Raw genomic sequence first — 23,328 nt, forward strand, 5'->3', positions numbered from 1 at the left:
GGATCAGCCGGCCAGGTCCCCTGCGGCTGCGCTCGGGGCGGGGCACACTGTGCGCAGGACGAGGAGGCACCCATGGAGCGCGCGGAGATGCTGGCGTACTGCCTGGCCAAGCCGGGAGCATGGCTGGACCGGCCGTGGGAGGGCGACGAGGTGGTGAAGGTCGGCAGCCGGATCTTCGCGTTCCTCGGCAACGGTGCGGGCGAGCCGACGGTCGGCGTCAAGTGCGGGCCGACCCGGGAGGTGGCCGACGAGTGGCTGCACCGGCACCCCGACGACGCCAGCGTGATGGCCTACATCGGCCGGTCCGGGTGGAACACGCTGCGTCTGAACGGCGCGATCGACGCCGAGGAGTTGACCGAGGCGGTCGACGGGTCGTACGAGATGGTGGTTGCCAAGCTCCCGAAGCGGGAGCGCCCGACGGTCTGAACCGACCGCGGCGCCGGCGGAACGCGCCGACGCCGCAGCGGGGTCAGCGCGGTACGACCGACTCGGTGGCCCACTCCCGCCAACTGGTCAACCGGTCGGCGGCGTCGGCGAGCTGGTCGGCGACCGGGCCGGGGCCGGTGGAGCCGGGGGTGGTGCGAGCCGCGAGGGCCGAACGGACCGAGAGCACGTCGCGCACCGACGGGTCGAGGTGCCCGCTGATCGCGGCCAGGTCGTCGTCGGAGACGTCCTCCAGCTCGCATTCCCGGGCCGCGCAGAGCGCCACCAACCGGCCGGTGATCTCGTGCGCGTCGCGGAACGGCACGTTGCGCCGGACCAGCCAGTCGGCAACCTCGGTGGCCAGGGAGAACCCGACCGGGGCGGCGGCGACGAGGCGGTCCACCCGGACCGACATCGTGGAGATCATTCCCGCCAGGGCCGGCAGCAGCAGCTCCAGGGTGTCGACGGCGTCGAAGGCCGGCTCCTTGTCCTCCTGCATGTCCCGGTCGTAGGTCATCGGCAGGCCCTTGAGCATGGTGAGCACGGTTACCAGACCACCGACCAGCCGCCCGGACTTGCCGCGCGCCAGCTCCGCGATGTCCGCGTTCTTCTTCTGCGGCATGATCGACGAGCCGGTGGCGAACGAGTCGTCCAGCTCCACCCAGCCGAACTCGTGCGACGTCCAGAGCACCACCTCCTCGCCGAGTCGGGACAGGTGCACCCCGATCATGGCGGTGGTGAAGAGGAACTCGGCGACGAAGTCCCGGTCGGCGACCGCGTCCATGGAGTTGGCGAACGACGTACGGAAGCCGAGCTCCTTGGCCACGGCCACCGGGTCCAGGGGCAGCCCGGAACCGGCGAGGGCGCCCGCGCCGAGCGGGCTGACGGCCGCCCGGTGGTCCCAGTCGCGTAGCCGCTCCAGGTCCCGCAACAGCGGCTGCACGTGGGCGAGCAACCAGTGCCCGAAGGTGACCGGCTGGGCGTGCTGGAGGTGGGTCATGCCGGGCGCGGCCGTGTCGATGTGCCGTTCGGCCTGCTCGACCAACGCCTCGGCCAGCTCGACGAGGCGGCTGGCCACGCCCCGGGCGTGATCACGCAGGTAGAGCCGCAGGTCGGTGGCGACCTGGTCGTTGCGGGACCGACCGGCCCGCAACTTGCCGCCGAGGCTGCCGAGGCGCTCCAGCAGACCGCGCTCCAACGCGGTGTGCACGTCCTCGTCGTCGACGGTGGGGCGGAACGCCCCGGAGGCGCAGGCGGCTTCCAGGTCGTCCAACGCGGCCAGGATCCGACCCAGCTCGTCCGGGTCGAGCAGGCCGGCGCCGGCGAGGACCCGGGCGTGCGCCCGGGAACCCGCGATGTCGTACGGGGCCAGGCGCCAGTCGAACTGCACGCTCACCGACAGTCGGGCGAGCGCCTCGGCGGGACCGCCGGCGAACCGGCCACCCCACAGGCTCGTCCGGTTGGTGGCTGCGCTGTTCTCGGTCAGGCTCTTGTCGTCCACGTCGCCCATCATTGCTCTGCTCGCCTTTCGGTCGCGACTGCGGGGCTCACTCGCTGCGCTCGCTCACCGCTCGCGCTCGCACATGTCACTGCGCGCCACCGCCCAGCCGGGCGTCCCGTGCGGCGGCCAGCCGGCTCGGAAGCCCCCACAACTGCACGAAACCCTTGGCCAGGGACTGGTCGAAGGTGTCGCCGGTGTCGTAGGTGGCCATCCCGAAGTCGTAGAGGCTCGCCTCGGAGCGCCGGCCGGTGACGGTGGCCCGGCCGCCGTGCAGGGTCATCCGGACCTCGCCGCTCACGTGTCGCTGCGCGTCGTCGATGAACGCGTCCAACGAGTCCTTCAGCGGCGAGAACCACAGGCCGTCGTAGACGAGCTCGCCCCACCGTTGGTCGACGCTCTTCTTGAACCGGGCCAGGTCCCGCTCCACGGTCACCGCCTCCAACTCCTGGTGGGCGGTGATCAACGCGATCGCGCCGGGCGCCTCGTACACCTCGCGGCTCTTGATGCCCACGAGGCGATCCTCGACCATGTCGAGCCGGCCGACGCCGTGGGCGCCGGCACGCCGGTTGAGCTCAAGGATCGCCTGGTACGGGGTGACCGTCTCACCGTCGATCGCCACCGGTACGCCAGCGTCGAAGGTGATCACGACCTCGTCGGCGTCGCGGTCCTGCGCCGGATCGGCAGTGTACGAGTAGAGGTCCTCGACCGGGGCGTTCCAGATGTCCTCCAGGAAGCCGGTCTCCACCGCACGACCCCACAGGTTCTGGTCGATCGAGTACGGCGACCTGGCCGACACGTCGATCGGCAGCCCCTTCTCCTCGGCGAAGGCGATCGCCTTGTCCCGGGTCCAGGCGAAGTCCCGAGCCGGCGCGATGATCTTCAGGTCGGGAGCGAGCGCGTTCAGGCCCACCTCGAAGCGGACCTGGTCGTTGCCCTTGCCGGTGCAGCCGTGCGACACGATCGTGCCGCCGTGCGCGCGCGCCGCCGCCACCAGGTGCTTCACGATCAACGGCCGGGACAGCGCCGACACCAGCGGGTAACGGTCCATGTAGAGGGCGTTGGCCCGGATGGCCGGCAGGCAGTAGTCGGCGGCGAACTCGTCCCGCGCGTCGACCACCTCCGCCTCGACGGCGCCACAGTCCAGGGCACGCTGCCGGATCGCGTCGAGATCCTCCCCGCCCTGACCGACGTCGACCGCGACCGCGATCACCTCGGCGCCGGTCTGCTCGGCCAGGTACGGAATGGCGACGGACGTGTCCAACCCCCCGGAGTACGCGAGGACGACCCGCTCACTCATGACGTGGTGTTCCCTTCGACGTTGTCGTCCCGTCGGGCCCAGCCGGCGAGCTTCTCGCCGAGCGCGGCCCCACCGACGGCCTCGCGGGCCACGACGAGGATGGTGTCGTCGCCGGCGATGGTGCCGACGATCTCCGGCAGGCCCGCTCGGTCCAACGCGCTGGCCAGGTACTGGGCTGCGCCCGGCGGCGTACGCAGCACGGCGATGTTGCCGCTGGAGTCGACGCCGTTGAGCAGCTCGTGCAGCAGCCGCATCAGCCGGGCCGGTGCGGCCTCGGCGTCGCGCAGCGGTCGTTTGCCGTCCTCGGGGATCAGGTAGACGGCCGGGCCGTCGCCGCCGCGCACCTTGACCGCGCCCAGCTCCTCGAGGTCCCGCGAGAGGGTGGCCTGGGTGACGCCGACACCGTCGGCGGCGAGCAGGTCGGCAAGCTCGGTCTGCGACCGGATGGCCTTGTCGCGGATCAGCTCCACGATCCGGGCGTGCCGGGCGGCCCGGGTCAGCGGGGCGGTCATCGCGGCTCTCCCGTCGCGACGTCCAGCAGGAACGTCAGCAGTGCCTTCTGCGCGTGCAGCCGGTTCTCCGCCTGGTCGAAGACCGCGCTCTGCGGGCCGTCGAGCACCTCGTCGGTGATCTCCTCGCCGCGGTGCGCGGGCAGGCAGTGCAGCACGATCGCGTCCGGCGCGGCCTGGCCGAGCAGCTCCTTGTTGACCTGGTACGGCAGGAACGGGGTGATCCGGTCCAGTCCGTCGGACTCCTGACCCATCGAGGTCCAGGTGTCGGTGGCGAGCACGTCGGCGTCGCGTACCGCCTGGGCCGGGTCGGTCAGCACCCGTACCGACCCGCCGGTCTCCGCGGCGATCTGCGCAGCCCGTTCCAGCACGGCCGGGTCAGGCGCGAAACCGGCCGGCCCGGCGACCCGGACGTGCATGCCGGCCGTCGCGCCGGCCAGCAGGTACGACTGCGCCATGTTGTTCGCGCCGTCCCCCACGTACGTCAGGATGCGACCGGCCGTGCCGCCACACCTCTCCCGGATGGTGAGCAGGTCGGCCAGCAGTTGGCACGGGTGGAAGCCGTCGGTCAGCGCGTTGACCACCGGCACGCTGGCCCCCGCCGCCACCTCGGCGATCCGGTCGTCGCCGTGGGTGCGCAGCACGATGGCCGCGACGTAGCGGGACAGCACGCGCCCCGCGTCGGCGAGGGACTCGCCCCGGCCGAAGTGGGTGACCTGCGTGTCCACGACGAGGGGGTGCCCGCCCAGCTCGGCGATCCCGGCGTCGAACGAGATCCTGGTCCGCAGGCTCTGCTTGTCGAAGAGCACCGCCACCGAGCGGGGGCCGACCAGCGGCCGGTGGCCGAACCGGTCCGCCTTCATCCGCGCCGCCAGGTCGAGGACCGTGGACTGCTCGGCGGGCGAGAGGTCGTCGTCGCGCAGGAAGTGCCGGGTCATGCGGTCGTCCCCGTCGTGGTCGTGGTGATGGGTGTCGGCGTGGGTGTCAGCGTCGAGATCTTGGAAGATTTCGGCCCCTGGAGGGGCGCTTTCCCTCCAAGATCTGCGTCGGTTCCGGCGGCGGCCACGGTGGTCGCGTTCAGGGCGGCGGGCAACGCGGCGAGGAAGGCGTCCGCCTGGGCGGCGGTGAGGATCAGTGGCGGGGCCAGCCGGAGCACTCCCGGCTGCACCGGGTTCACCAGGAAGCCGGCCTCCCGCAGCGCCTCGGCCAGCACCGACGCCACCGGCGCGGTCAGCGCCACGCCGAGCAGCAAGCCTGTGCCGCGTACGTCGGCGACCAGTGGGTGGCCCAGCGCCTCGACGCCCCGGCGCAGCCGCTCGCCGACCCGCTTGACGTTGTCGAGCAGCCCCTCGTTGGCGATGGTCGCCACCACTGCGAGCGCCGCCGCGCAGCTGACCGGGTTGCCGCCGAAGGTGGTGCCGTGCGAGCCGGGGGTGAGCAGGTCGGCGGCCGGGCCGAAGGCCAGCGTGGCGCCGATGGGCAACCCGCCGCCCAGACCCTTGGCCAGGGTGACGACGTCCGGCTCCACACCCTCGGCCTGGTGCGCGAACCAGTGCCCGGTGCGCCCGATGCCGGTCTGCACCTCGTCGAGGACCAGCAACGCCCCGTGCCGGGCGGTGATCCGCCGCGCCGCGGCGAGATATCCGGCCGGCGGGACGACCACACCGTTCTCACCCTGGATCGGCTCCACGATCAGCATCGCGGTGGCGTCGGAGACGGCCGCCTCCAGTGCGGCGACGTCGCCGTAGTCGACGTGGGTCACGTCGCCGGGCAGCGGCCGGAACGGGTCAGCCTTGGCCGGCTGGCCGGTCAGGGCGAGCGCGCCCATGGTGCGTCCGTGGAAGCCGCCCCTGGTGGCCACCACGTGCGTGCGGCCGGTGCGCCGGGACAGCTTGAACGCCGCCTCGTTGGCCTCCGCGCCCGAGTTGGCGAAGAAGACGCGGCCGGGCCGGCCGGCGAGCGCCAACAACAGCTCGGCCAGGGCGACCGGCGGCTCGGCGACGTAGAGGTTGGAGACGTGCCCGAGGGTCGCGACCTGCTTCGACACCGCTGCCACCACCGCCGGATGGGCGTGCCCGAGGGCGTTGACGGCGATGCCACCCACCAGGTCCAGGTACTCCCGGCCGGCGTCGTCGACCACGACGGCACCCGCGCCGGAGACCAACGCCAACGGCGGAGTGCCGTAGTTGTCCATCATGGACTGCTTCCACCGCTGCGCCAACGTGCTCACGACGCGACCATCCCGTCTCCCGGCACCACCATCGTTCCGAACCCTTCCGAGGTGAACACCTCAAGCAACGTGGAGTGCGCCACCCGACCGTCGACGACGTGCGCGGCGGGCACTCCCCCACGCACCGCCCGCAGGCAGGCCTCCATCTTCGGCACCATGCCCGACTCCAGGCTGGGCAGCAGCTTGGCCAGGTCGTCCGCGCTGATCTCGGAGACCAGGCTGGTGGTGTCCGGCCAGTCCGCGTACAGGCCGGCGACGTCGGTGAGCACGACCAGCTTGCGAGCCTGCAACGCGATGGCCAGCGCCGCGGCGGCGGTGTCCGCGTTGAGGTTGTGCAGCACCCCGTCCACGTCCGGCGCCACCGTGGAGATCACCGGGATCCGACCGGCCTCGATCAGGTCGGTCACCGCGGAAACGTCGACCGACTCGACGTCCCCGACCTGACCGACGTCGACCGGCAACCCGTCCACGTACGCCGGACGCCGCACCGCCGTGAACAGCCGGGCGTCCTCGCCGGAGAGACCGACGGCGTACGGACCGTGCGAGTTGATCAAACCGACCAGTTCGCGGCCCACCTGCCCGACCAGCACCATCCGGACCACGTCCATCGCCTCGGCGGTGGTCACCCGCAGGCCGCCCCGGAACTCGCTGGCGATGCCGAGCCGGCCCAGCATGGCGGAGATCTGCGGGCCGCCGCCGTGCACCACCACGGGCTTCAGACCGGCGTAGCGCAGGAAGACCATGTCGGCCGCGAACGCCCGCTGCAACTCCGGATCGGTCATCGCGTTGCCGCCGTACTTGACCACCACCGTGGAACCGGAGAAACGCGCCAACCAGGGCAACGCCTCGATCAGCGTCTCCGCCTTGACCTGGGCGCGAGCCAGGTCGCTGCTGAGACTCACCGTGCCGGCCTTTCGTTCGCGACTGCGGGACTCCGCTGCGCTGCGTTCCTCGCGCTCACGTGGAGTACGCCGAGTTCTCGTGCACGTACGCGTGGGACAGGTCGTTGGTCCAGATCGTCGCCGCCGCCGTGCCCGCGTGCAGGTCGATCCGGATGGTCACGTCCCGCCCGGTCAGGTCGACCTTCGAGCGGTCCTCGGCGGCGGCGCCGCGCCGGCACACCCACACCCCGTTGACCGCCACGTCCACCTCGTCCGGCTCGAACGCCGCGGCGGTGGTGCCGACGGCGGCGAGGATCCGACCCCAGTTGGGGTCGTTGCCGAACAGCGCGGTCTTGACCAGGTTGTTGCGCGCCACCGTACGGCCCACCTCGACCGCGTCGTCCTCGTCGGCGGCGTTCACCACGTCGATCGCGACCTGCTTGGTGGCACCCTCGGCGTCGGCCACCAACTGCTGGGCCAGGTCGTGACAGGCGGCGGTGACCGCGGCGCTCAGCTCGGCCGGTGTCGGCTCGATGCCGCTCGCACCGCTGGCCAGCAGCAACACCGTGTCGTTGGTGGACATGCAGCCGTCGGAGTCGACCCGGTCGAAGGTGACCCGGGTCGCCGCGCGCAGCGCCTCGTCCAGCGTCGCCGGCCCGGCCACCGCGTCGGTGGTGAGCACGCAGAGCATGGTGGCCATCCCCGGAGCGAGCATCCCGGAGCCCTTGGCCATGCCTCCGACCGACCAGCCGCTGCCCCGGGCCACCGTGGTCTTCGGCCGGGTGTCCGTGGTCATGATCGCCTCGGCGGCGGCCGCGCCACCGTCGCGGGACAACCCCTTGATCGCCGACCGGACGCCGGGCAGCAGCTTCGGCATCGGCAGCCGCTCACCGATCAGGCCGGTCGAGCAGACCGCGACCTCACCGGCACCGAGGATCAACCGTGGGCTCACCGAGGTCAGCGCGGCGGCGGTGTGCTCGGCGGTGGCGTGGGTGTCCTGGAAACCGGCCGGGCCGGTGCAGGCGTTGGCACCGCCGGAGTTGAGCACCACCGCGCGGACCACACCACCCTGCACGACCTGCTGGCTCCAGAGCACCGGCGCGGCCTTGACCCGGTTGGTGGTGAAGACACCGGCGACACCGGCGTCCGGGCCGTCGTTGACCACCAGCGCGACGTCCGCGCCGCCGCTGGCCTTGAGGCCGGCGGCCACCCCGGCCGCCCGGAACCCCCGAGGGGTGGTGACACTCACGGGCTGACCCCCCAGATCGACAGGCCCGTCGTCTCCGGCAGGCCGAGCATGAGATTGGCGTTCTGCACAGCCTGACCAGCGGCACCCTTGCCCAGGTTGTCGAGCGCGCTGAGCACGATCAGCCGACCCGAGTCGACGTCGACGGTGGCCTGCAGGTGACACGAGTTGGAGCCCAACGTGGCGGCCGTGTGTGGCCAGCGGCCCTCCGGCAGCACGTGCACGAACGGCGCGTCCGCGTACGCCTGCGCCAGCACCTCCTGCGGGTCGACGCCGCGCGCCGGCACCGCGGTGACCGTGGCCAGGATGCCGCGCGGCATCGGTGCCAGGACCGGGGTGAACGACAGGCCGGTCGCGCCGGTGGCCTGCTTGATCTCCGGCACGTGCTGGTGGGTGCCCACCCGGTACGGCGACAGGTCCCCCATCACCTCGCTGGCCAGCAGGTGCGCCTTGGTCGACCGGCCGGCGCCGGAGGTGCCGGAGGCGGCGACCACCACCACGTCGGCCGGGTTGGCCGCGCCGTCGGCGATCAACGGCGCGAGCGCCAGGGTGATCGCCGCGGCGTAGCAGCCGGTGTTCGCCACCCGGGTCGAGCCGGCGATCAACTCCCGCTGACCGGGCAGCTCGGGCAGGCCGTAGGTCCACTGCCCGGCGTGCGTGCCGCCGTAGTACTGCGCCCAGGCGTACGGGTCGGCCAGCCGGTGGTCCGCGCCCAGGTCGACGATGCGCACCTCGGCCGGCAACTGCGCGGCGAGGGCCGCCGACTCGCCGTGCGGCAGGGCCAGAAAGACCAGGTCAGCGTCGGCCAGGCTGATGGGGTCGGTCGTGCCGAGCACCAGGTCGAGGCCGGTGAGCTGAGGGTGCACCGCGTCGACGCGGTGCCCGGCCTGGCTGTGCGCGGTGGCGGCGACCAGGTCGAACTCCGGGTGCCCGGCGACCAGACGGAGCAACTCACCGCCGGCGTAGCCGCTCGCACCGGCGACCGCGACTCGGATCCCCATACTCACCTCCGCATGACTATGCAGAGAAGATTAACAAGGACGACTCGCGAGTGCAAGTTCATGCAGTGCACTGCATCGACATAAGGAAGCGATCTGGATTGTAGGTGCGCTGCGATCAGCAACCGAAGCGCACTCTGACCTCTCACCTCCCAGTCCGGCAACGCCCGATCGCCAGCTCACCCGCTGCCCCGCCGGCAACCGATCGCCAGTCCATCCCGCTTGCGGATGGGGCGACAGGCGTCTCGAGGAACCTCGCCGCAGCGGGAGGGCGCTGGCGGGTGACTCCGTCATTCAGCTCTGGGTTCCAAGTCCGACACAGCTGGGCACGGCAAGGGTGCTCGCAGCAGCCCTTGCTCCAACTGGGTACCGTCGCCGCAGAAGGTGCCGCTCCGACGTGTAAGGGCAGATATTGGAACTGACCCGGCTTGTATTCGGGCTTCTTGTCGCAGTCCTGTTGCCTCTGAGCCTAAACGTCCTGCGTCCTCGACCATGGGCCGCACAGATCTTCACCATGCTCTACGCGACCTATGCGGTTCTTCCGGTACTGGACGGCTGGAAAGCCGCATTCGTATGGGCTGCGGCGGCACTGTCGGGACTCCTCCACAACGTCCCACCACGACGCCCCGATCGATGGTCCGTACTTCGTGGCTGGGCGAGCCTACGGCTGAGGAGCCGGCCATCGCTCACCGAATCTCTTCGCCCCGTGATGTCACACCGAAACCTTGCGACGGTGTTAGGCGTTTTGCTCTTAGCGGTAGTGGCGTTTTATGGCACGACATGGATACAAAAGGTAGCCACGTTGTGGAACGATGACAGACTCAGCGTGATCCTCTCCGGCTTCCTGCTGGCCGTATTTGCCGGAAATCTCATCGTGGCACGTGTCGTAAGACCGTATTTCAACGCCCTAACCGAGCCCGAGCACGATGGGGGAGCTGGGCTATTGCCCCTAGGCACGTACCTCGGCTGGATCGAGCGAGCGCTGGTCTTCATCTTCATCGCTACAGGCCAACCTGAGGCGGCAGCACTAGCCATCACGGTCAAGTCCCTCGTCAGATTACCCGAGGTGCGGGAACAGAGAGACAGCAGCTTTAGTCAGTACGTCATGATGGGCACATTGACCAGTCTTCTCGTCGCGGTCGGCGCTGGAATAGCGGTCCGCATCGCACTGGGCCTGCCGGCACTTTAGGACATCGATGAACACTCTGCTTGATCATCTGTACATCCGAGAGCTCTTGTCCCTCGGGCTGCCGCAGCAGCACTATGCGGTGGCCGGGAGTGGGCCGTTGTTCGCGAGAGGATGGATAGATGATCCGGGCGATGTCGACGTTGTCGCTAGGGGTCCCGCCTGGGCTGCTGCCTGCCAACGTGGCACCACGTCCTCAGCCCCTTACTCGACGGTCCATCGGCTACAACTCTTCCAAGGTCACGTCGAGATCCTCGACGGCTGGTTTCCGGAACTCTGGCCGACCGATCGGCTGATCGACGAGGCAGATGTCATCGAAAACATCCGCTTCGTTCGACTTGCTGTCGTTGCTGCTACCAAAAAGATGCTTCAACGGCCTCGCGATCGAGAACACCTAGCAATCATGACCGCACATGGCTGTCCCACATGACGGATGCCGACCATCGGCCAGAGGGTGACCCAACTCCTAACAGCAACCCCGCGAGACCTATCAGCTATGCAGTCCTGAGGCGACCGTACGAGACGTTTTTGCAACGGCTCGCCGCGCCGGTTCGTGACGAGCTACTGGGGCTGGGCGTTCGCCGTCAGGTTCCCGCCGGGCAGATCGTGATCCACGAGGGCATACGGGAATCTCACCTGGTGCTCCTCGAAGAGGGTCTGACAAAGGTGACGGCGTCCCTGCCGGACGGTCGGTCCGCTCTGCTGTCCCTCCGGGTGGGCGGTGATCTCGTGGGCGAGATGTCCGCGCTGAACGACGCACCCCGCTCTGCGACCGTCACGACCTGCGGGCCCGCAAGGTACAGCGTGATCCAGCCGGACCGGTTCAAGCGGTTCCTGAAGGAGCATCCCGACGCCGCCGTCGAACTCGCCGCGATGGTGTCCGACCGGCTGCGCTGGTCCAATCGACGGCGGATCGACTTCACCTCATACCCGGTGAAACTGCGTGTCGCCCGAGTGGTCGCGGAACTATGCCGGACCCACGGTCGACAAGGGACCGACGGCATCATCATCGACGTCCGACTCACGCAACCCGACCTGGCCACCGTCTGCGGCGCCTCCGAGACCTCCATCCAGAAGGCCCTGCGGGAGCTACGGACAGACGGGCTGGTCGACACTGATTACCGCCGGATCACCGTCCGCGATCTGGCGAGCCTGCGGAAACTCGGCAACCTGGAATCCAGCGACGACTGACGGGCCCCTCTGCTGCGTTGCACAGGAGAGGAGCCCGTCGACTCCGTCAGGCGCCGCGCAGGGTGGCGCCGAGGCGTTCCGCCGCGACGGCGACCGCCGCGTCCCGTGCCGCGACCGCCTCCTCGACGGTCAGCGTCCGGTCCGGCGCACGGAACGTCAGCTTGTACGCCAGCGACCGACGACCGGCACCGAGCTGCGCACTGGAGTAGACGTCGAACAGCCGCACGTCCTCCAGCAGCTCACCGGCACCCGCCTCCAGCGCCCGGCGCACCTGCTCCGCCGGCACCGAGTCGTCCACCACCAACGCCACGTCGATCAGCGCCGGCGGGAAGCCGGACACCGTGGGCGCGGACGCCACCGGGGCCGCTGGCAACGCGTCCAGGTCCAGCTCCATCGCGCAGGTACGACGGGGCAGCTCCAACGCCCCGACCACCACCGGGTGCAGCTCACCGGCGTGCCCGACGACCGTGCCGTCGACCCGCAGCTCGGCGCAGCGGCCCGGGTGCCACGGCGCGTACTCGGCCGCCCGCACCTCGACCCGCTCGCCGGAGACACCGGCGGCGTCCAGCGCGTCCCGGGCCGCCTCGATGGCGTCCGCCCAGCCGGCCGGTCGACCCGCACCCCACCAGCCGGCCGGGTCGAGGTCGCCGGAGAGCACCGCCGCGACGTGCACCGGCTGCGCCGGGACCACCGCGTCGGCGGCGGCGAACTCCTCGTCGGTGGGGCGTCGGTCCACGCCCATCGCCGGCGGGCTGCCGGCACCGACGCGCGGGTGGAAGACCGCGCCGATCTCGTAGAGGGCGAGGTCGCGGTGACCCCGGCCGAGGTTGCGCTTGAGGATGCCGAGCAGCGGGCCGAGCAGCGTGGTGCGCAGCAGCGGCTCCTCCTCGGACAGCGGGTTGGCCAGCCGCACCACGGGCCGACGCGGGTCGTCGGCCGGCAGGCCGAGCTGGTCGGCCAGCTCCGGCGACACGAACGGGTGCGCGAGCACCTCCACGTACCCCCGCTCGGCCAGCGACCCGGCGACGGCCCGGCGCCGACGCTGCCGCGGGGTCAGGCCGCGACCGGGAGGCGCGGTCGGCAACACCGACGGCACCTTGTCGTACCCGTCGAGGCGGACCACCTCCTCGACCAGGTCGGCCGGGTCGGTGAGGTCGGGCCGCCAGGTCGGCGGGGTGACGCTCAGCGTCGTCCCGACACCGCTGGCCACGCCGACCGCGCCCGGGTCCTCGGACAGCCGATCGGAACCCTGCGCGACGGTGCAGCCGACCTGCTCCAGCAGGGCGACCACCCGCGCCGGCGGGTACTCCACGCCGACCCGCCGGGTGGGCAGGTCCGCCGGCAGGGTGATCGGGGTACGCGGGCGGACGTGGTCGATGTCCAGGATCTCCGCGCTCGGCGTGCCCCCGCCGTGCTCGGTGAGCAGCCGCACGGCACGCTCCAGCGCGACCAGCGCCACGGCCGGGTCGACGCCCCGCTCCCAGCGCTTCGCGGCCTCGCTGAACAGCTTGTGCCGGCGGGCGGTACGCCCGACCATCGCCGGGTCCCAGTGCGCCGCCTCGAAGAGCACGGTGGTGGTGCCGGCGACGACCTCGCTGGTCTCGCCGCCCATCACCGCCGCGAGGGAGATGGGGACGCCGGCGCCCTCGCCCCCGAGGGCGTTGTCCAGCCCAGCGTCGCAGATGACCATGTCGTCGGCGGTGAGCACCCGGTTGACGCCGTCCAGGGTGGTCAGCTTCTCCCCCGTCTCGGCGCGACGGACCACCAGCGGCCCGACGATCCGGTCGGCGTCGAAGGCGTGCATCGGCTGGCCCAGCTCCAACATCACGTAGTTGGTGATGTCGACGGGCAGCGAGATGCTGCGGATACCGGCGGTGACGAGCCGCTGCTGCATCCAGGACGGGGTGGGCGCGGTCGGGTCGACCCCCCGGACCAGGCGGGCGGTGAACCGGTCGCAGCCGACCGTGTCGCGGACCTCCACCGGGTACGCCGGCGTGTCGGTGCCACCCGGCGCCGGCACCAGGGCCGGGTCGCGCAGCGGCACCTCGAACGCGTGCGACAGCTCCCGGGCCAGGCCGCGCAGGCTCAGCGCGTACCCCCGGTCGGGGGTGATCTCCAGATCGAGCACGACGTCGTCGAGGCCGACCACCGGGCGCGCGTCGTCGCCCGGCTTCGCCGTCACGTCCGGCCCCAGCACGATGATGCCGGAGTGGTCGTCGCCCAGACCCAGCTCCTTCGCCGAGCAGATCATGCCCGCCGAGTTGTGCCCGTACGTCTTGCGGGCGCCGATCGCGAACCCGCCGGGCAGCACACCACCAGGCAGGATCACCACCACCCGGTCACCGGGGGCGAAGTTGCGCGCCCCGCAGACGATCTCCTGCGGCTCCCCGGTGCCGTTCGCGTCACCCACGTCGACCCGGCAGAACCGGATCGGCTTCTTGAACCCGGTGAGCTCCTCGATCTCGCGGACCTCACCGACGACGAGCTGACCGGTGACCGACTCGGCCAGGTCCACCACGGACTCGACCTCGATGCCGAGGTCGACCAGGGCCTGCTCCAGGTCACCGGTGGGCAGGTCGGCGGGGAGGTCGACGTACTCCCGCAGCCAACTGACAGAAACTCGCATGACTTCAGACCACCGTTCCCGTGTCTCGTACCCGCATCGCCTACGCCCCGGTCCCGAGCGCGCGGCTGAACCGCACGTCGCCCTCGAAGAGATGGCGGATGTCGCTGACGCCGTGCCGGATCATGAGGGTCCGGTCGATGCCCATGCCGAACGCGAATCCGGAGTAGACCTCCGGGTCGACGCCGCAGGCGCGCAGCACCCGCGGGTTGACCATGCCGCAGCCACCCCACTCGACCCACTGCGGGCCGTCGCGGTGCTCCGGGAACCACACGTCGAACTCCGCCGACGGCTCGGTGAACGGGAAGTAGTGCGGCCGCCACCGGGTCTTCGCCTCCGGGCCGAACATCGCCCGGGCGAAGTGGTCGAGCGTGCCCCGCAGGTGCGCCATCGTGATGCCCTTGTCGACCACCAGACCCTCGGCCTGGTGGAACACCGGGCTGTGCGTGGCGTCGATCTCGTCGGTCCGGTAGACGCGGCCGGGCACGATCACGTAGATCGGCGGCTTACGGCTGAGCATCGTGCGGGTCTGCACCGTCGAGGTGTGGGTACGCAGCACCAGGCCGGAGCCCTCCGGTGCGATGTGGAAGGTGTCCATCAACCCGCGCGCCGGGTGGTCGGCGGGGATGTTCAACGCGTCGAAGTTGACCCACTCCAGGTCGACCTCGGGCCCCTCGGCCACCTCGTAGCCCATCCCGACGAACAGGTCGCTGATCGACTCCATCAGGACGCTCAGCGGGTGACGGGCGCCTCGCGGACGCCGGTCGTAGGGCAGGGTGACGTCCACCCGCTCCTCGACCAGCACCCGCTCGGCCTGCTCGCGTTCCAGCACCTCGGCGCGCTCGGCGTACGCGGACTCGATCGCCCGGCGGGCCTCGTTCACCCGCTTACCGGCGTCGGACTTCGCGGCCGGCGGCAACGCGCCGATCTCCCGGCGGGCCAACGAGACCGGGGACCGGTCACCGAGGTGCACCGAGCGCAGCGCGGTCAGCGCGTCCGGGTCGGCGGCGGACTCGAACGCCTTCGTGGCGTCCGCGACGGCCTCGGCCAGGGCGGCGGGGTCGAGCAGGGCGACCTGCTTCGGGTCGTACGGATCGTTGCGGTAGCTCATGGCGTACGGGCACTCCCTCACGGCGGCGCCAGCCCTCACCGGGGCGGCGAAGCGAGTCTACGGACGCGCGGCTGTGCCGCAGCCCGCCGGTAGGAGTTGTGCAGGGAGCAGGTCAGGCCCGCCGCCCGCCGACACCGGCGGGCTGGCTAAACGAACGCCGTGTCGCGTTCATGGGCGGACGCTCTCCCCTGCAGTCGGTCGCGCCGGGTGTGGACACCGTCAGCGCTGTGCTCTCGCTGAAGCGTACAGGCACACGGCCGCTGCGGCAGCCAGGTTGAGGCTCTCCGCGCGCCCGTACAACGGCACCCGCACCCGGGCGTCGGCGGCGGCGGTCAACTCCTCGGGCAGGCCGTGCGCCTCCGAGCCGAACAGCCAGGCGGTGGGCCCGACGAGCCGGCCGTAGTCGGTCAGGTCGTCCAGGTCGCTGTCGCCGTACCCGGTGGTGGCGAAGATCGACAGCCCGGCGGCCCGGAGCGCCTCGACCACCTGGGCAGGGTCGGCGGCGCGCACCACGTCGACGTGGAAGAGGCTGCCGGCCGAGGCGCGCACACACTTGCCGTTGTACGGGTCGACGGCGTCGCCGGCGAAGACCACCGCGCCCGCCCCGGCCGCGTCGGCGGTACGCAGCACCGTGCCGGCGTTGCCCGGGTCGCGGATCTCGGCGAGCACCGCCACCAGCCGGGGTGCGCCCGCGAGGGCCTGCGCCAACGGCACGTCGAGGTGCCGGCAGACAGCGACCAGCCCTTGCGGGGCGACGGTCTCGGCCAGCGCGGCGAGGGCCTCGTCGGTCACCTCGGACACCGGCACGTCGGCGTGGGCCGCCGCGGCGGCCAGCTCCGGATACCGGTCGAGGGCGGTGGTCGTACCAAACAACTCGGTGACCACCCCCGGCCGGGCGAGGGCCTCGCGGACCGCCTGCGGGCCCTCGGCCAGGAAACGGCCGGTGGCGTCGCGGTCCCGGCGGCGCTGCAACCGGCGGGCGGCGACAATCCTGGGGGTACGCGGGGTGAAGGCCATGGTGTGCGCTCCTCCGGCACGATCGAGGCGCCCCCCGGACGGCGATGCCGACACGGGAGACGCCTCGCTCTGGTGCGTGGGGATCAGGCGGCCTGAGCCGCCGCGCCGCCGGTGCCCTCGGCCGTGACCGCAGCCCGAGCCAGCTCGACGATCGCCGCGAAGGAAGCGGCGTCGTTGACAGCCATGTCGGCCAGGATCTTGCGGTCGACCTCGATGCCAGCCAGACGCAGGCCCTGGATCAGACGGTTGTAGGTCATCCCGTTGGCCCGGGCGCCTGCGTTGATCCGCTGAATCCACAGCTGCCGGAAGTCGCCCTTGCGGTCGCGACGGTCCCGGTAGGCGTACTGCATCGAGTGCAGCACCTGCTCCTTGGCCTTGCGGTACAGGCGGGAGCGCTGACCGCGGTAACCACTCGCGGACTCCAGCAGGGTACGACGCTTCTTCTGGGCGTTTACAGCCCGCTTGACGCGTGCCATCTCAACTCCTAATTACGTAAAGGTGGCGCGCGTCAGCGGCCGAGCAGCTTCTTGATGCGCTTGACGTCGGCCTTGGCCAGCACGACCGTGCCGGTCAGCCGGCGGGTCTGGGTGGAGGGCTTCTTCTCCAGGTTGTGGCGGAGGCCGGCCTGCTGGGCAACGATCTTGCCCTTGCCGGTCACCTTGACCCGCTTACCCATACCCGTGTGGCTCTTCATCTTCGGCATGTGGAACGTCTCTCCCCTGTTACTCGCCGCTGGTGTCGGCGGCGGTGCCGGTGTCACCGGCTGCTGCGGTCTCGCCGACCGCCGCGGTCTCATCGGCTGCCGGAGCGGCGGACTCGTCCGCTGCCCGGTCCCGAGGGCCACCGCGAGACGCCGTGGCGGCGACCGCGGAAGCCTTGACGGCCCGGTGCGGAGCGAGAACCATGATCATGTTTCGGCCGTCCTGCTTCGGAGCGGCCTCGACGTATCCCAGGTCCGTGATCTCGGATTCGAGCCGACGCAGGAGCCGGTAACCCAGCTCCGGGCGACTCTGCTCGCGACCGCGGAACATGATCGTCACCTTGACCTTGTCGCCCGCCTTGAGGAACCGCACCACGTGACCCTTCTTGGTCTCGTAGTCGTGCGGGTCGATCTTCGGCCGAAGCTTCATTTCCTTGATGACGGTCTGCTGCTGGTTACGCCGCGCTTCGCGCGCCTTGAGTGCGCTCTCGTACTTGAACTTGCCGAAGTCCATGAGCTTGCACACCGGCGGGCGCGCCATCGGCGCAACCTCGACCAGGTCCAGATCGACGTCCGCGGCCAGCTGAAGAGCGCGCTCCAGCGGGACGATGCCCACCTGCTCACCCTCTGGGCCGACCAGTCGGACCTCACGTGCCCGGATCTGCTCGTTCACGCGTGGTTCGACGCTGATGGGGCCTCCTCGAGTCGTTTCTGCTCAGTAGCCGACCCCTGCGGCTCCCGGATGGGAACCGACCCGAAAAGCAGAAGGCCCCGGCGCATGCCAGGGCCCGCTCGACCGGTCAGCACGATCACAAGGATCGCGCACCCGACGCCGGGACGTGCCCGGAACCGGTGACCGGACCCGGCCACCGTAGCGGCGACTCGGGTGGGAGCAGGCGCTCCGCTTTCAAGGCTGTCTGCTCGCACGCGGAGACAGCCTGGTCGACTCGATAACACTACACCGACGCCCCGGCCACCCCCAAACCGGGACACCCGGGGCACCAGCTCAAAGCTTCCCCCGGAGTCCTCGCCGCGCCGTCTCACTCCCTGGGGCACCATGTGCCCCTCCTGCGCCACGTCGATCGCGTGCCCTCTCGCGCCACCTGGCCCCCGTGCGCCACTCGGCACGCTGCGCACTTTCTCGGAAACTGCTGCCTCCGGGATCTCGGAGGCAGCAGTTTCACCGAAGTTGCCCGGATCTTGCGGGCCGGGCGCGGGCTCAGGACCAGTGGCGAGCGCAGGTCGGCCCTTGGCGCACTGCTGAACGGACACGGCGCAGGTCGACCGACAGCGCGGCTTCAGCAGCCGACGGCGCGGCACCCAACAGACGACGGGGCGGGCCTTCAGCAGCCGACGGGGCGGCCCTCAGTGGCCGACGGCGCGTTCGGCGAGGCGGTCCTGGTGTGCCTGGTGCAGTCGCCGCAGCGCGCGGACCCCGTCGACGGCCAACTCCTTGTCGGCAGCCTGCAGGGCGACCATCGGCAGCAGGTCGTCGTCGTGCAGTTCCAGGCTGGCCCACGGCGCGCCCCGGTCGAAGCGGACTCCCCGCACGACCTCCCAGGGCAGCTCGTAGGAGCTGATCACGTTGCGCACCCGGATGCCACGTGCGTCCGCCTCCACCCGCGGACGGGTGAACAGCAGGAACCCCAGCGCACCGAAGACGCCCAGACCGATCATGGCCACCTGGTCGCCGCGCTGGAAGCTGCCGTAGCCGTCGCCGGTCGGCCCACTCAGCGAGGTAGCGACCAGGCCGAACACCACCACCAACGCAACCGCCGCCGACCAACAGACCACGCGGATGCGGCGGGGCTTCAGGCGGACCAGCTCGGCTTCACTCACCCCACCAGTCTGCCATCCGCACCCAGCCCTTCAAACGCACCACCCACTGACCAACGCCTCAAACCTCATGATTGGGCCCCAGGCCCACGGTGCGAGGCGTCCGGCCAAGACCCTCGCCAACCGGCCACGCTTGAGGCCGACGGGTGGGGATAGATCCACTCCGGATCAGGGAAATGGGGGTGTCGCAGCGAGCCGGACACCCCCATTTCAGGGAGACCGAGTTGATCAAGGCGCGAGGCGCCAACCCCAGCCACAGCGCAGGCGCGCACCCGAGCCACAGCGCGGCGCGCGGATCTGGACGGTCAGAGGCGACAGGCGTGGATGTTGGTGACGAGGATGGCGCGGGCGCCCAACTCGTACAGCTCGTCCATGATCCGGTGGACGTCGTCGCGGAGCACCATCGCCTGCACCGCCACCCAGCCCTCGCGGTGCAGGGGCGAGACGGTGGGCGACTCGATGCCCGGGGTGAGCCCGCTGGCCCGGTCCAGCAGGCCGGCGGGCACGTCGTAGGCGAGCATCACGTAGCGGCGGGCGACCAGCACACCGTGCAGGCGACGCAGGAGCTGCTCGGCCTGTGGGTGCGCGGGCGCGTCGGCACGACGGACCAGCACCGCCGATGAGCGCAGCAGCGGCTCGCCGAAGACGACCAGGCCCGCCTGGCGCAGGGTGGCGCCGGTTTCGACCACGTCCGCGATCACGTCGGCGACCCCGAGGCGTACGGCGTTCTCCACCGCACCGTCGAGGCGGATGACGTCGGCCTTGACCCCCGCCTCGCGCAGGTGCCGCTCGACCAGCCCCGGGTACGCGGTGGCGATCCGGTGGCCGCCCAGGTCCTGGACGGAGGCGATGTCGTCGGGGCGGGCGGCGAAGCGGAAGGTGGCCCGCCCGAAGGCGAGGTCGACGACCTCTTCGGCCGGCGCGGCCGAGTCGATCAGCAGGTCCCGACCGGTGATGCCGAGGTCGAGGTCACCGGAACCGACGTAGGTGGCGATGTCCTTGGGGCGCAGGTAGAAGAATTCGACGTCGTTGGCCTCGTCCCGGCAGACGAGGTCCTTGGGGTCGGTGCGCTGGCGGTAGCCCGCCTCGCGCAGCATCTGGGCGGCCGGCTCGGCCAGGGTGCCCTTGTTGGGAATGGCGACACGCAGCATGACGGAGTGCTCCTTCGATCCGGATGGCGATCAACGGGTGAGGGCACTCACAGATGTCGGTAGACGTCCTTGAGCTCGAGACCGCTGGCGAGCATCAGCACCTGGACCTGGTAGAGCAGTTGGGAGATCTCCTCGGCGGTGCGCTCCGGCCCCTCGTGCTCGGCGGCCATCCACGACTCGGCGGCCTCCTCGACGACCTTCTTGCCGATGAAGTGCACGCCCTTGTCGAGAGCGGCGACGGTGCCCGAGCCCGGGGTGCCGGCGGCGGCCTTGGCCTGCAGCTCGGCGAACAACTCCTCGAACGTCTTCACGGAAAACGATTCTTCCAGCTACCCGACCAGCGCCCCACGCCCGGGTCCGCCGGCACCCAGCCATCGGGACAATTCCCTACCAACATGGTAGGACAGTTGTCGATCGACGCCCATCAAGCTCTACGCTGTCCGCCATGGCCAGCAGCTCACGTCTCCTCGCGCTCACCCTCGCCGGTGCCGCCGTCGTAGCCACCGCCGGATGCGCGCCACAGAAGGAGCCACCGACCCCGGTCGTCACCGCGCCGCCGTCCTGCGCCAAGGACAGCCTGCCCACCCGTACGCCGGGCAAGTTGACCATCGCCACCGACCAGCCCGCGTACGAGCCGTGGTTCTCGAAGGACAAGCCGGACAACGGTGAGGGCTTCGAATCCGCGGTCGCGTACGCGGTGGCCGAGAAGCTCGGCTACGCCCGCGCCGACGTCAGCTGGACCCGGGTCAAGTTCGACGCGGCGATCGCACCCGGACCGAAGAACTTCGACTTCGACATCAACCAGTTCTCCATCACCGAGGAGCGCAAGCAGGCGGTCGACTTCTCCGCGCCGTACTACCTGGTGCGGCAGACCGTCGTCGCGTTGAAGTCCTCGAAGATCGCCGGTAAGACGTCGCTGGCCGATCTTCGCGACGCGCGGCTCGGCGCCCAGGTCGGCACCACCAGCTACCAGGCGATCACCGAAGTGCTCAAGCCGACCGTCGAGCCGCAGGTCTACAACAGCAACGACGACGCCAAGAAGGCCCTGCAGAACGGGCAGCTGGACGGTCTCGTGGTGGACCTGCCGACCGCCTTCTACATCACCGGGGCGGAGATCACCGACGCGACGATCGTCGGGCAGGTGCCGCAGGTGGGTACGCCCGAGGCGTTCGGGTTGCTGCTGGACAAGAACTCCCCACTGACGTCCTGCGTGAGCGGGGCGGTCGGTCAACTCACCACGGCGGGCACGCTGAAGCAGCTGGAGCAGAAGTGGCTCGCGCAGGTGGCGGGGGCGGCCGAGCTGCGGTGACGCTTCTGGATCACGTTCCCTCCGAGGCGCAGCGGCGGCGCTCGGCGTACCGGCGTCGGCAGACCGTCAACAGCGTGCTGGTGGCGGCCTCGTCCACGGCGGTGCTCGGCACGCTGCTGGTCGTCGCGGTGACCGGCGCGCCCGGGTGGGCCCGGGTCCGGCAGTCGTTCCTGGATCCGGAGATCGCCCGGGACGCGCTGCCGGCGGTGTTGACCGGGCTCTGGCTCAACGTACGACTGCTGGTCTGCTGTGCGGCCGGCGCGCTGCTGCTCGGGTTGGTGATCGCGGTGCTGCGGACGTTGCGCGGCCCGGTCTTCTTCCCGGTCCGGGCGCTGGCCGCCGGCTACACCTACACGTTTCGCGGCCTCCCGCTGATCATCGTGCTCTACCTGCTCACCCTCGGCGTGCCGGGGCTGCGGTTGCAGGGCATGCCGCCGGTGTTGGTGCTCGGTGGTATCGCGTTGGTCCTCACCTACGGCGGCTACCTCGCCGAGGTGTTCCGGGCCGGCATCGAGTCGGTGCACCCGAGCCAGCTCGCCGCGGCCCGCTCGTTGGGCCTGACCTACCGGCAGACGATGCGGCACGTGGTCCTGCCGCAGGCCGTCCGCCGGGTGGCGCCACCCCTGCTCAACGACGTGGTGGCGTTGCAGAAGGACGTGGGGCTGGTCTCGCTCGCCGGGCCGATCGACGCGGTCCGCGCCGCCCAGATCGCCACCGCCCAGTCGTTCAACTACACGCCCTACGTCGTGGCGGGGGTGCTCTTCGTGCTGCTCGCGATCCCGCTGATCGCGGTCACCGACTGGGCGACGCTGCGGGCGGCCCGCCGCCAGTCGGGAGGCTGACGATGGTGCTGCTGCGCTGCCGGGGTCTGCGCAAGGAGTTCGCCGACCACGTGGTGCTCGACCAGCTCGACCTGACCGTCGCCGAGCATCAGGTGGTGGCGCTGATCGGTGCGTCCGGGTCCGGCAAGTCGACCCTGCTGCGGTGTGTGAACCTGTTGGAGGAGATCGACGACGGGACCATCGAGTTGGACGGGGAGGACATCTCCGATCCCCGGGTGGACGCGGACCGGGTTCGTCGGCGGATCGGCATGGTCTTCCAGGCGTACAACCTCTTCCCGCACCTGAGCGTGTTGGAGAACATCACCCTCGCGCCGCGCCGCGTACACCGGCGGGCTCGTGCGGAGGCGGAGGCCCAGGCCCGGGACCTGCTGGACCGGGTGGGGCTCGGCGCCAAGGCGGACGCCTACCCGGACCGGCTCTCCGGCGGTCAGCAGCAGCGGGTGGCGATCGTCCGGGCGTTGGCGAACTCGCCTCGGCTGATGTTGCTGGACGAGGTCACCTCCGCGCTGGACCCGGAACTCGTCGGTGAGGTGCTGACGATGATCCGGGACCTGAAGGCCGACGGCATGACCATGGTGCTGGCCACCCACGAGATGGGCTTCGCGCGGGAGGTCGCCGACCAGGTGTGCTTCCTCGACGCGGGCCGGGTCGTCGAGAGCGGCCCGCCCGGGCAGGTGCTCGGCGAGCCGACGCAGCCTCGGACCCGGCAGTTCCTGCGCCGGATCATCGAGGCCGGTCGGCTGTGAGGGCGCGCCTTCAGAGGCGACGGCGGCGTCAGCCGCCGAAGCCGACCCGCTGGGCGTTGCCCGCCGCCACGGTCCGCACGGCCAGCGCGGCGTCGAGCGCGGCGACGGTGGCCGCCCAGCCCTTGTCCTCCGCCGAGCCGGGCAGACCGGCGCGGTCCCGGGCCTGTTCGATGGTCTCCACGGTGAGCACGCCGTGCGCCACCGGCTTGCCCTCGTCCAGCGCCACCCGGGTCAGACCGTCGGTGACCGAGCGGCAGACGTAGTCGAAGTGGGCGGTGGAGCCGCGCACCACCACGCCCAGAGCGACCACCACGTCGCAGCGGCGGGCGAGGGCCTGGGCCACCACCGGCAGCTCGACCGAGCCGGCGACCCGGGCGACCACGGAACGCGCCCCGCACGCCTCGGCTGCCGCCACCGCACGTTCCAGCATGTGGTCGGTCAACTCGCCGTGCCAGCGGGCGGCAACGACCCCGACGGTCAGCCCCGCGGCGTCCACCGCGTCGATTCCCGGCTCACCGAATCCCGCCATCG

General features: G+C 71.0%; 25 protein-coding genes. 6 read left to right on the forward strand and 19 right to left on the reverse strand.

Annotated features, from left to right (window positions below):
* Positions 1-72 precede the first annotated feature (72 nt).
* On the forward strand, positions 73-426 hold the full coding sequence (locus ABGB10_RS19190) for an MmcQ/YjbR family DNA-binding protein (RefSeq protein WP_347662217.1): 354 nt from the start codon (positions 73-75) through the stop codon (positions 424-426).
* Positions 427-469: 43 nt separating this feature from the next.
* On the opposite strand, the gene argH is transcribed toward ABGB10_RS19190, so the two are convergent.
* From argH to argC, 8 genes are all read right to left on the reverse strand, one after another.
* Complete coding sequence (gene argH / locus ABGB10_RS19195; protein WP_347662218.1) at positions 470-1,933, reverse strand: argininosuccinate lyase; 1,464 nt, start codon at positions 1,931-1,933, stop codon at positions 470-472.
* 76 nt (positions 1,934-2,009) lie between these two features.
* Entirely contained in the window at positions 2,010-3,221 is a 1,212-nt protein-coding gene (locus ABGB10_RS19200) for an argininosuccinate synthase (RefSeq protein WP_347662219.1), read from the reverse strand.
* A complete protein-coding gene (locus ABGB10_RS19205) occupies positions 3,218-3,733 on the reverse strand; it encodes an arginine repressor (protein ID WP_347662221.1) in 516 nt (171 codons plus the stop codon). Before ABGB10_RS19205 ends, ABGB10_RS19200 begins: the two co-directional genes overlap by 4 nt.
* Positions 3,730-4,668 carry an ornithine carbamoyltransferase gene (gene argF, locus ABGB10_RS19210; RefSeq protein ID WP_347662223.1) on the reverse strand — a complete coding sequence of 313 codons (939 nt, stop codon included), beginning with the start codon at positions 4,666-4,668 and terminating at the stop codon, positions 3,730-3,732. The genes ABGB10_RS19205 and argF overlap by 4 nt, the downstream gene beginning before the upstream one ends.
* Positions 4,665-5,960: an acetylornithine transaminase gene (locus ABGB10_RS19215; RefSeq protein WP_347662225.1), complete on the reverse strand. Its 1,296-nt coding sequence runs from the start codon at positions 5,958-5,960 to the stop codon at positions 4,665-4,667. Before ABGB10_RS19215 ends, argF begins: the two co-directional genes overlap by 4 nt.
* Positions 5,957-6,862 carry an acetylglutamate kinase gene (argB, locus tag ABGB10_RS19220; RefSeq protein WP_347662227.1) on the reverse strand — a complete coding sequence of 302 codons (906 nt, stop codon included), beginning with the start codon at positions 6,860-6,862 and terminating at the stop codon, positions 5,957-5,959. The genes ABGB10_RS19215 and argB overlap by 4 nt, the downstream gene beginning before the upstream one ends.
* Positions 6,863-6,917: 55 nt before the next feature.
* Positions 6,918-8,090: a bifunctional glutamate N-acetyltransferase/amino-acid acetyltransferase ArgJ gene (argJ, locus tag ABGB10_RS19225; protein ID WP_347662228.1), complete on the reverse strand. Its 1,173-nt coding sequence runs from the start codon at positions 8,088-8,090 to the stop codon at positions 6,918-6,920.
* Positions 8,087-9,088 carry an N-acetyl-gamma-glutamyl-phosphate reductase gene (gene argC, locus ABGB10_RS19230; RefSeq protein WP_347662229.1) on the reverse strand — a complete coding sequence of 334 codons (1,002 nt, stop codon included), beginning with the start codon at positions 9,086-9,088 and terminating at the stop codon, positions 8,087-8,089. Before argC ends, argJ begins: the two co-directional genes overlap by 4 nt.
* A gap of 511 nt (positions 9,089-9,599) precedes the next feature.
* On the opposite strand from argC, the gene ABGB10_RS19235 reads away from it, so the two are divergent.
* Entirely contained in the window at positions 9,600-10,274 is a 675-nt protein-coding gene (locus tag ABGB10_RS19235; RefSeq protein WP_347662230.1) for a hypothetical protein, read from the forward strand.
* Between the two features lie 220 nt (positions 10,275-10,494).
* Here ABGB10_RS19235 and ABGB10_RS19240 read toward each other — a convergent pair whose 3' ends face one another.
* A complete protein-coding gene (locus tag ABGB10_RS19240) occupies positions 10,495-10,665 on the reverse strand; it encodes a hypothetical protein (RefSeq protein ID WP_347662231.1) in 171 nt (56 codons plus the stop codon).
* A gap of 32 nt (positions 10,666-10,697) precedes the next feature.
* On the opposite strand from ABGB10_RS19240, the gene ABGB10_RS19245 reads away from it, so the two are divergent.
* Positions 10,698-11,462 (forward strand): Crp/Fnr family transcriptional regulator, encoded by a 765-nt coding sequence (locus ABGB10_RS19245; protein ID WP_347662232.1) that lies wholly within the window; start codon positions 10,698-10,700, stop codon positions 11,460-11,462.
* Positions 11,463-11,508: 46 nt separating this feature from the next.
* Here ABGB10_RS19245 and pheT read toward each other — a convergent pair whose 3' ends face one another.
* The 9 genes from pheT to ABGB10_RS19290 form a co-directional block, all read right to left on the reverse strand.
* Positions 11,509-14,088 carry a phenylalanine--tRNA ligase subunit beta gene (gene pheT, locus ABGB10_RS19250; RefSeq protein ID WP_347662233.1) on the reverse strand — a complete coding sequence of 860 codons (2,580 nt, stop codon included), beginning with the start codon at positions 14,086-14,088 and terminating at the stop codon, positions 11,509-11,511.
* A 40-nt stretch (positions 14,089-14,128) separates the two neighbouring features.
* Positions 14,129-15,196: a phenylalanine--tRNA ligase subunit alpha gene (gene pheS / locus ABGB10_RS19255; protein WP_347662234.1), complete on the reverse strand. Its 1,068-nt coding sequence runs from the start codon at positions 15,194-15,196 to the stop codon at positions 14,129-14,131.
* Between the two features lie 219 nt (positions 15,197-15,415).
* Entirely contained in the window at positions 15,416-16,267 is an 852-nt protein-coding gene (locus ABGB10_RS19260; protein WP_347662235.1) for an RNA methyltransferase, read from the reverse strand.
* A 29-nt stretch (positions 16,268-16,296) separates the two neighbouring features.
* Positions 16,297-16,689 carry a 50S ribosomal protein L20 gene (rplT, locus tag ABGB10_RS19265; RefSeq protein WP_030488429.1) on the reverse strand — a complete coding sequence of 131 codons (393 nt, stop codon included), beginning with the start codon at positions 16,687-16,689 and terminating at the stop codon, positions 16,297-16,299.
* A gap of 32 nt (positions 16,690-16,721) precedes the next feature.
* Complete coding sequence (rpmI, locus tag ABGB10_RS19270) at positions 16,722-16,916, reverse strand: 50S ribosomal protein L35 (RefSeq protein ID WP_007458415.1); 195 nt, start codon at positions 16,914-16,916, stop codon at positions 16,722-16,724.
* A 19-nt stretch (positions 16,917-16,935) separates the two neighbouring features.
* Positions 16,936-17,586: a translation initiation factor IF-3 gene (gene infC, locus ABGB10_RS19275; protein WP_278138778.1), complete on the reverse strand. Its 651-nt coding sequence runs from the start codon at positions 17,584-17,586 to the stop codon at positions 16,936-16,938.
* Between the two features lie 692 nt (positions 17,587-18,278).
* Positions 18,279-18,752 carry a PH domain-containing protein gene (locus ABGB10_RS19280; RefSeq protein WP_347662236.1) on the reverse strand — a complete coding sequence of 158 codons (474 nt, stop codon included), beginning with the start codon at positions 18,750-18,752 and terminating at the stop codon, positions 18,279-18,281.
* A gap of 302 nt (positions 18,753-19,054) precedes the next feature.
* Positions 19,055-19,900 carry an ATP phosphoribosyltransferase gene (gene hisG, locus ABGB10_RS19285; RefSeq protein WP_347662237.1) on the reverse strand — a complete coding sequence of 282 codons (846 nt, stop codon included), beginning with the start codon at positions 19,898-19,900 and terminating at the stop codon, positions 19,055-19,057.
* A 47-nt stretch (positions 19,901-19,947) separates the two neighbouring features.
* Positions 19,948-20,229: a phosphoribosyl-ATP diphosphatase gene (locus ABGB10_RS19290; RefSeq protein ID WP_347662359.1), complete on the reverse strand. Its 282-nt coding sequence runs from the start codon at positions 20,227-20,229 to the stop codon at positions 19,948-19,950.
* A 116-nt stretch (positions 20,230-20,345) separates the two neighbouring features.
* Here ABGB10_RS19290 and ABGB10_RS19295 point away from each other — a divergent pair, with 116 nt between their 5' ends.
* Genes ABGB10_RS19295 through ABGB10_RS19305 form a run of 3 tightly spaced genes read left to right on the forward strand, consistent with a single transcriptional unit; the run spans position 20,346 to position 22,797 of the window.
* Positions 20,346-21,209 (forward strand): transporter substrate-binding domain-containing protein, encoded by an 864-nt coding sequence (locus ABGB10_RS19295; RefSeq protein WP_347662238.1) that lies wholly within the window; start codon positions 20,346-20,348, stop codon positions 21,207-21,209.
* Entirely contained in the window at positions 21,206-22,051 is an 846-nt protein-coding gene (locus ABGB10_RS19300; protein WP_347662239.1) for an amino acid ABC transporter permease, read from the forward strand. The genes ABGB10_RS19295 and ABGB10_RS19300 overlap by 4 nt, the downstream gene beginning before the upstream one ends.
* Positions 22,052-22,053: 2 nt before the next feature.
* Positions 22,054-22,797 carry an amino acid ABC transporter ATP-binding protein gene (locus ABGB10_RS19305; protein ID WP_347662240.1) on the forward strand — a complete coding sequence of 248 codons (744 nt, stop codon included), beginning with the start codon at positions 22,054-22,056 and terminating at the stop codon, positions 22,795-22,797.
* 28 nt (positions 22,798-22,825) lie between these two features.
* Here ABGB10_RS19305 and ribH read toward each other — a convergent pair whose 3' ends face one another.
* Positions 22,826-23,326 (reverse strand): 6,7-dimethyl-8-ribityllumazine synthase, encoded by a 501-nt coding sequence (gene ribH / locus ABGB10_RS19310; protein WP_278142249.1) that lies wholly within the window; start codon positions 23,324-23,326, stop codon positions 22,826-22,828.
* Between the last annotated feature and the right edge of the window lie 2 nt (positions 23,327-23,328).

The sequence above is a fragment of the Micromonospora sp. B9E7 genome (genome assembly GCF_039871815.1).
In the GTDB taxonomy this organism is placed as follows: domain Bacteria; phylum Actinomycetota; class Actinomycetes; order Mycobacteriales; family Micromonosporaceae; genus Micromonospora.

Excerpts from the sequence above, each read along its gene's own strand:
- argF (WP_347662223.1), bottom strand. The coding sequence starts at position 4,668 with ATGACCCGGCACTTCCTGCGCGACGACGACCTCTCGCCCGCCGAGCAG.
- ABGB10_RS19295 (WP_347662238.1), top strand. The coding sequence starts at position 20,346 with ATGGCCAGCAGCTCACGTCTCCTCGCGCTCACCCTCGCCGGTGCCGCC.
- pheT (WP_347662233.1), bottom strand. The coding sequence starts at position 14,088 with ATGCGAGTTTCTGTCAGTTGGCTGCGGGAGTACGTCGACCTCCCCGCC.
- ABGB10_RS19235 (WP_347662230.1), top strand. The coding sequence starts at position 9,600 with ATGCTCTACGCGACCTATGCGGTTCTTCCGGTACTGGACGGCTGGAAA.
- ribH (WP_278142249.1), bottom strand. The coding sequence starts at position 23,326 with ATGGCGGGATTCGGTGAGCCGGGAATCGACGCGGTGGACGCCGCGGGG.
- argH (WP_347662218.1), bottom strand. The coding sequence starts at position 1,933 with ATGGGCGACGTGGACGACAAGAGCCTGACCGAGAACAGCGCAGCCACC.
- ABGB10_RS19200 (WP_347662219.1), bottom strand. The coding sequence starts at position 3,221 with ATGAGTGAGCGGGTCGTCCTCGCGTACTCCGGGGGGTTGGACACGTCC.
- ABGB10_RS19205 (WP_347662221.1), bottom strand. The coding sequence starts at position 3,733 with ATGACCGCCCCGCTGACCCGGGCCGCCCGGCACGCCCGGATCGTGGAG.
- ABGB10_RS19305 (WP_347662240.1), top strand. The coding sequence starts at position 22,054 with ATGGTGCTGCTGCGCTGCCGGGGTCTGCGCAAGGAGTTCGCCGACCAC.
- rpmI (WP_007458415.1), bottom strand. The coding sequence starts at position 16,916 with ATGCCGAAGATGAAGAGCCACACGGGTATGGGTAAGCGGGTCAAGGTG.
- argC (WP_347662229.1), bottom strand. The coding sequence starts at position 9,088 with ATGGGGATCCGAGTCGCGGTCGCCGGTGCGAGCGGCTACGCCGGCGGT.
- hisG (WP_347662237.1), bottom strand. The coding sequence starts at position 19,900 with ATGCTGCGTGTCGCCATTCCCAACAAGGGCACCCTGGCCGAGCCGGCC.
- rplT (WP_030488429.1), bottom strand. The coding sequence starts at position 16,689 with ATGGCACGCGTCAAGCGGGCTGTAAACGCCCAGAAGAAGCGTCGTACC.
- pheS (WP_347662234.1), bottom strand. The coding sequence starts at position 15,196 with ATGAGCTACCGCAACGATCCGTACGACCCGAAGCAGGTCGCCCTGCTC.
- ABGB10_RS19245 (WP_347662232.1), top strand. The coding sequence starts at position 10,698 with ATGACGGATGCCGACCATCGGCCAGAGGGTGACCCAACTCCTAACAGC.
- ABGB10_RS19190 (WP_347662217.1), top strand. The coding sequence starts at position 73 with ATGGAGCGCGCGGAGATGCTGGCGTACTGCCTGGCCAAGCCGGGAGCA.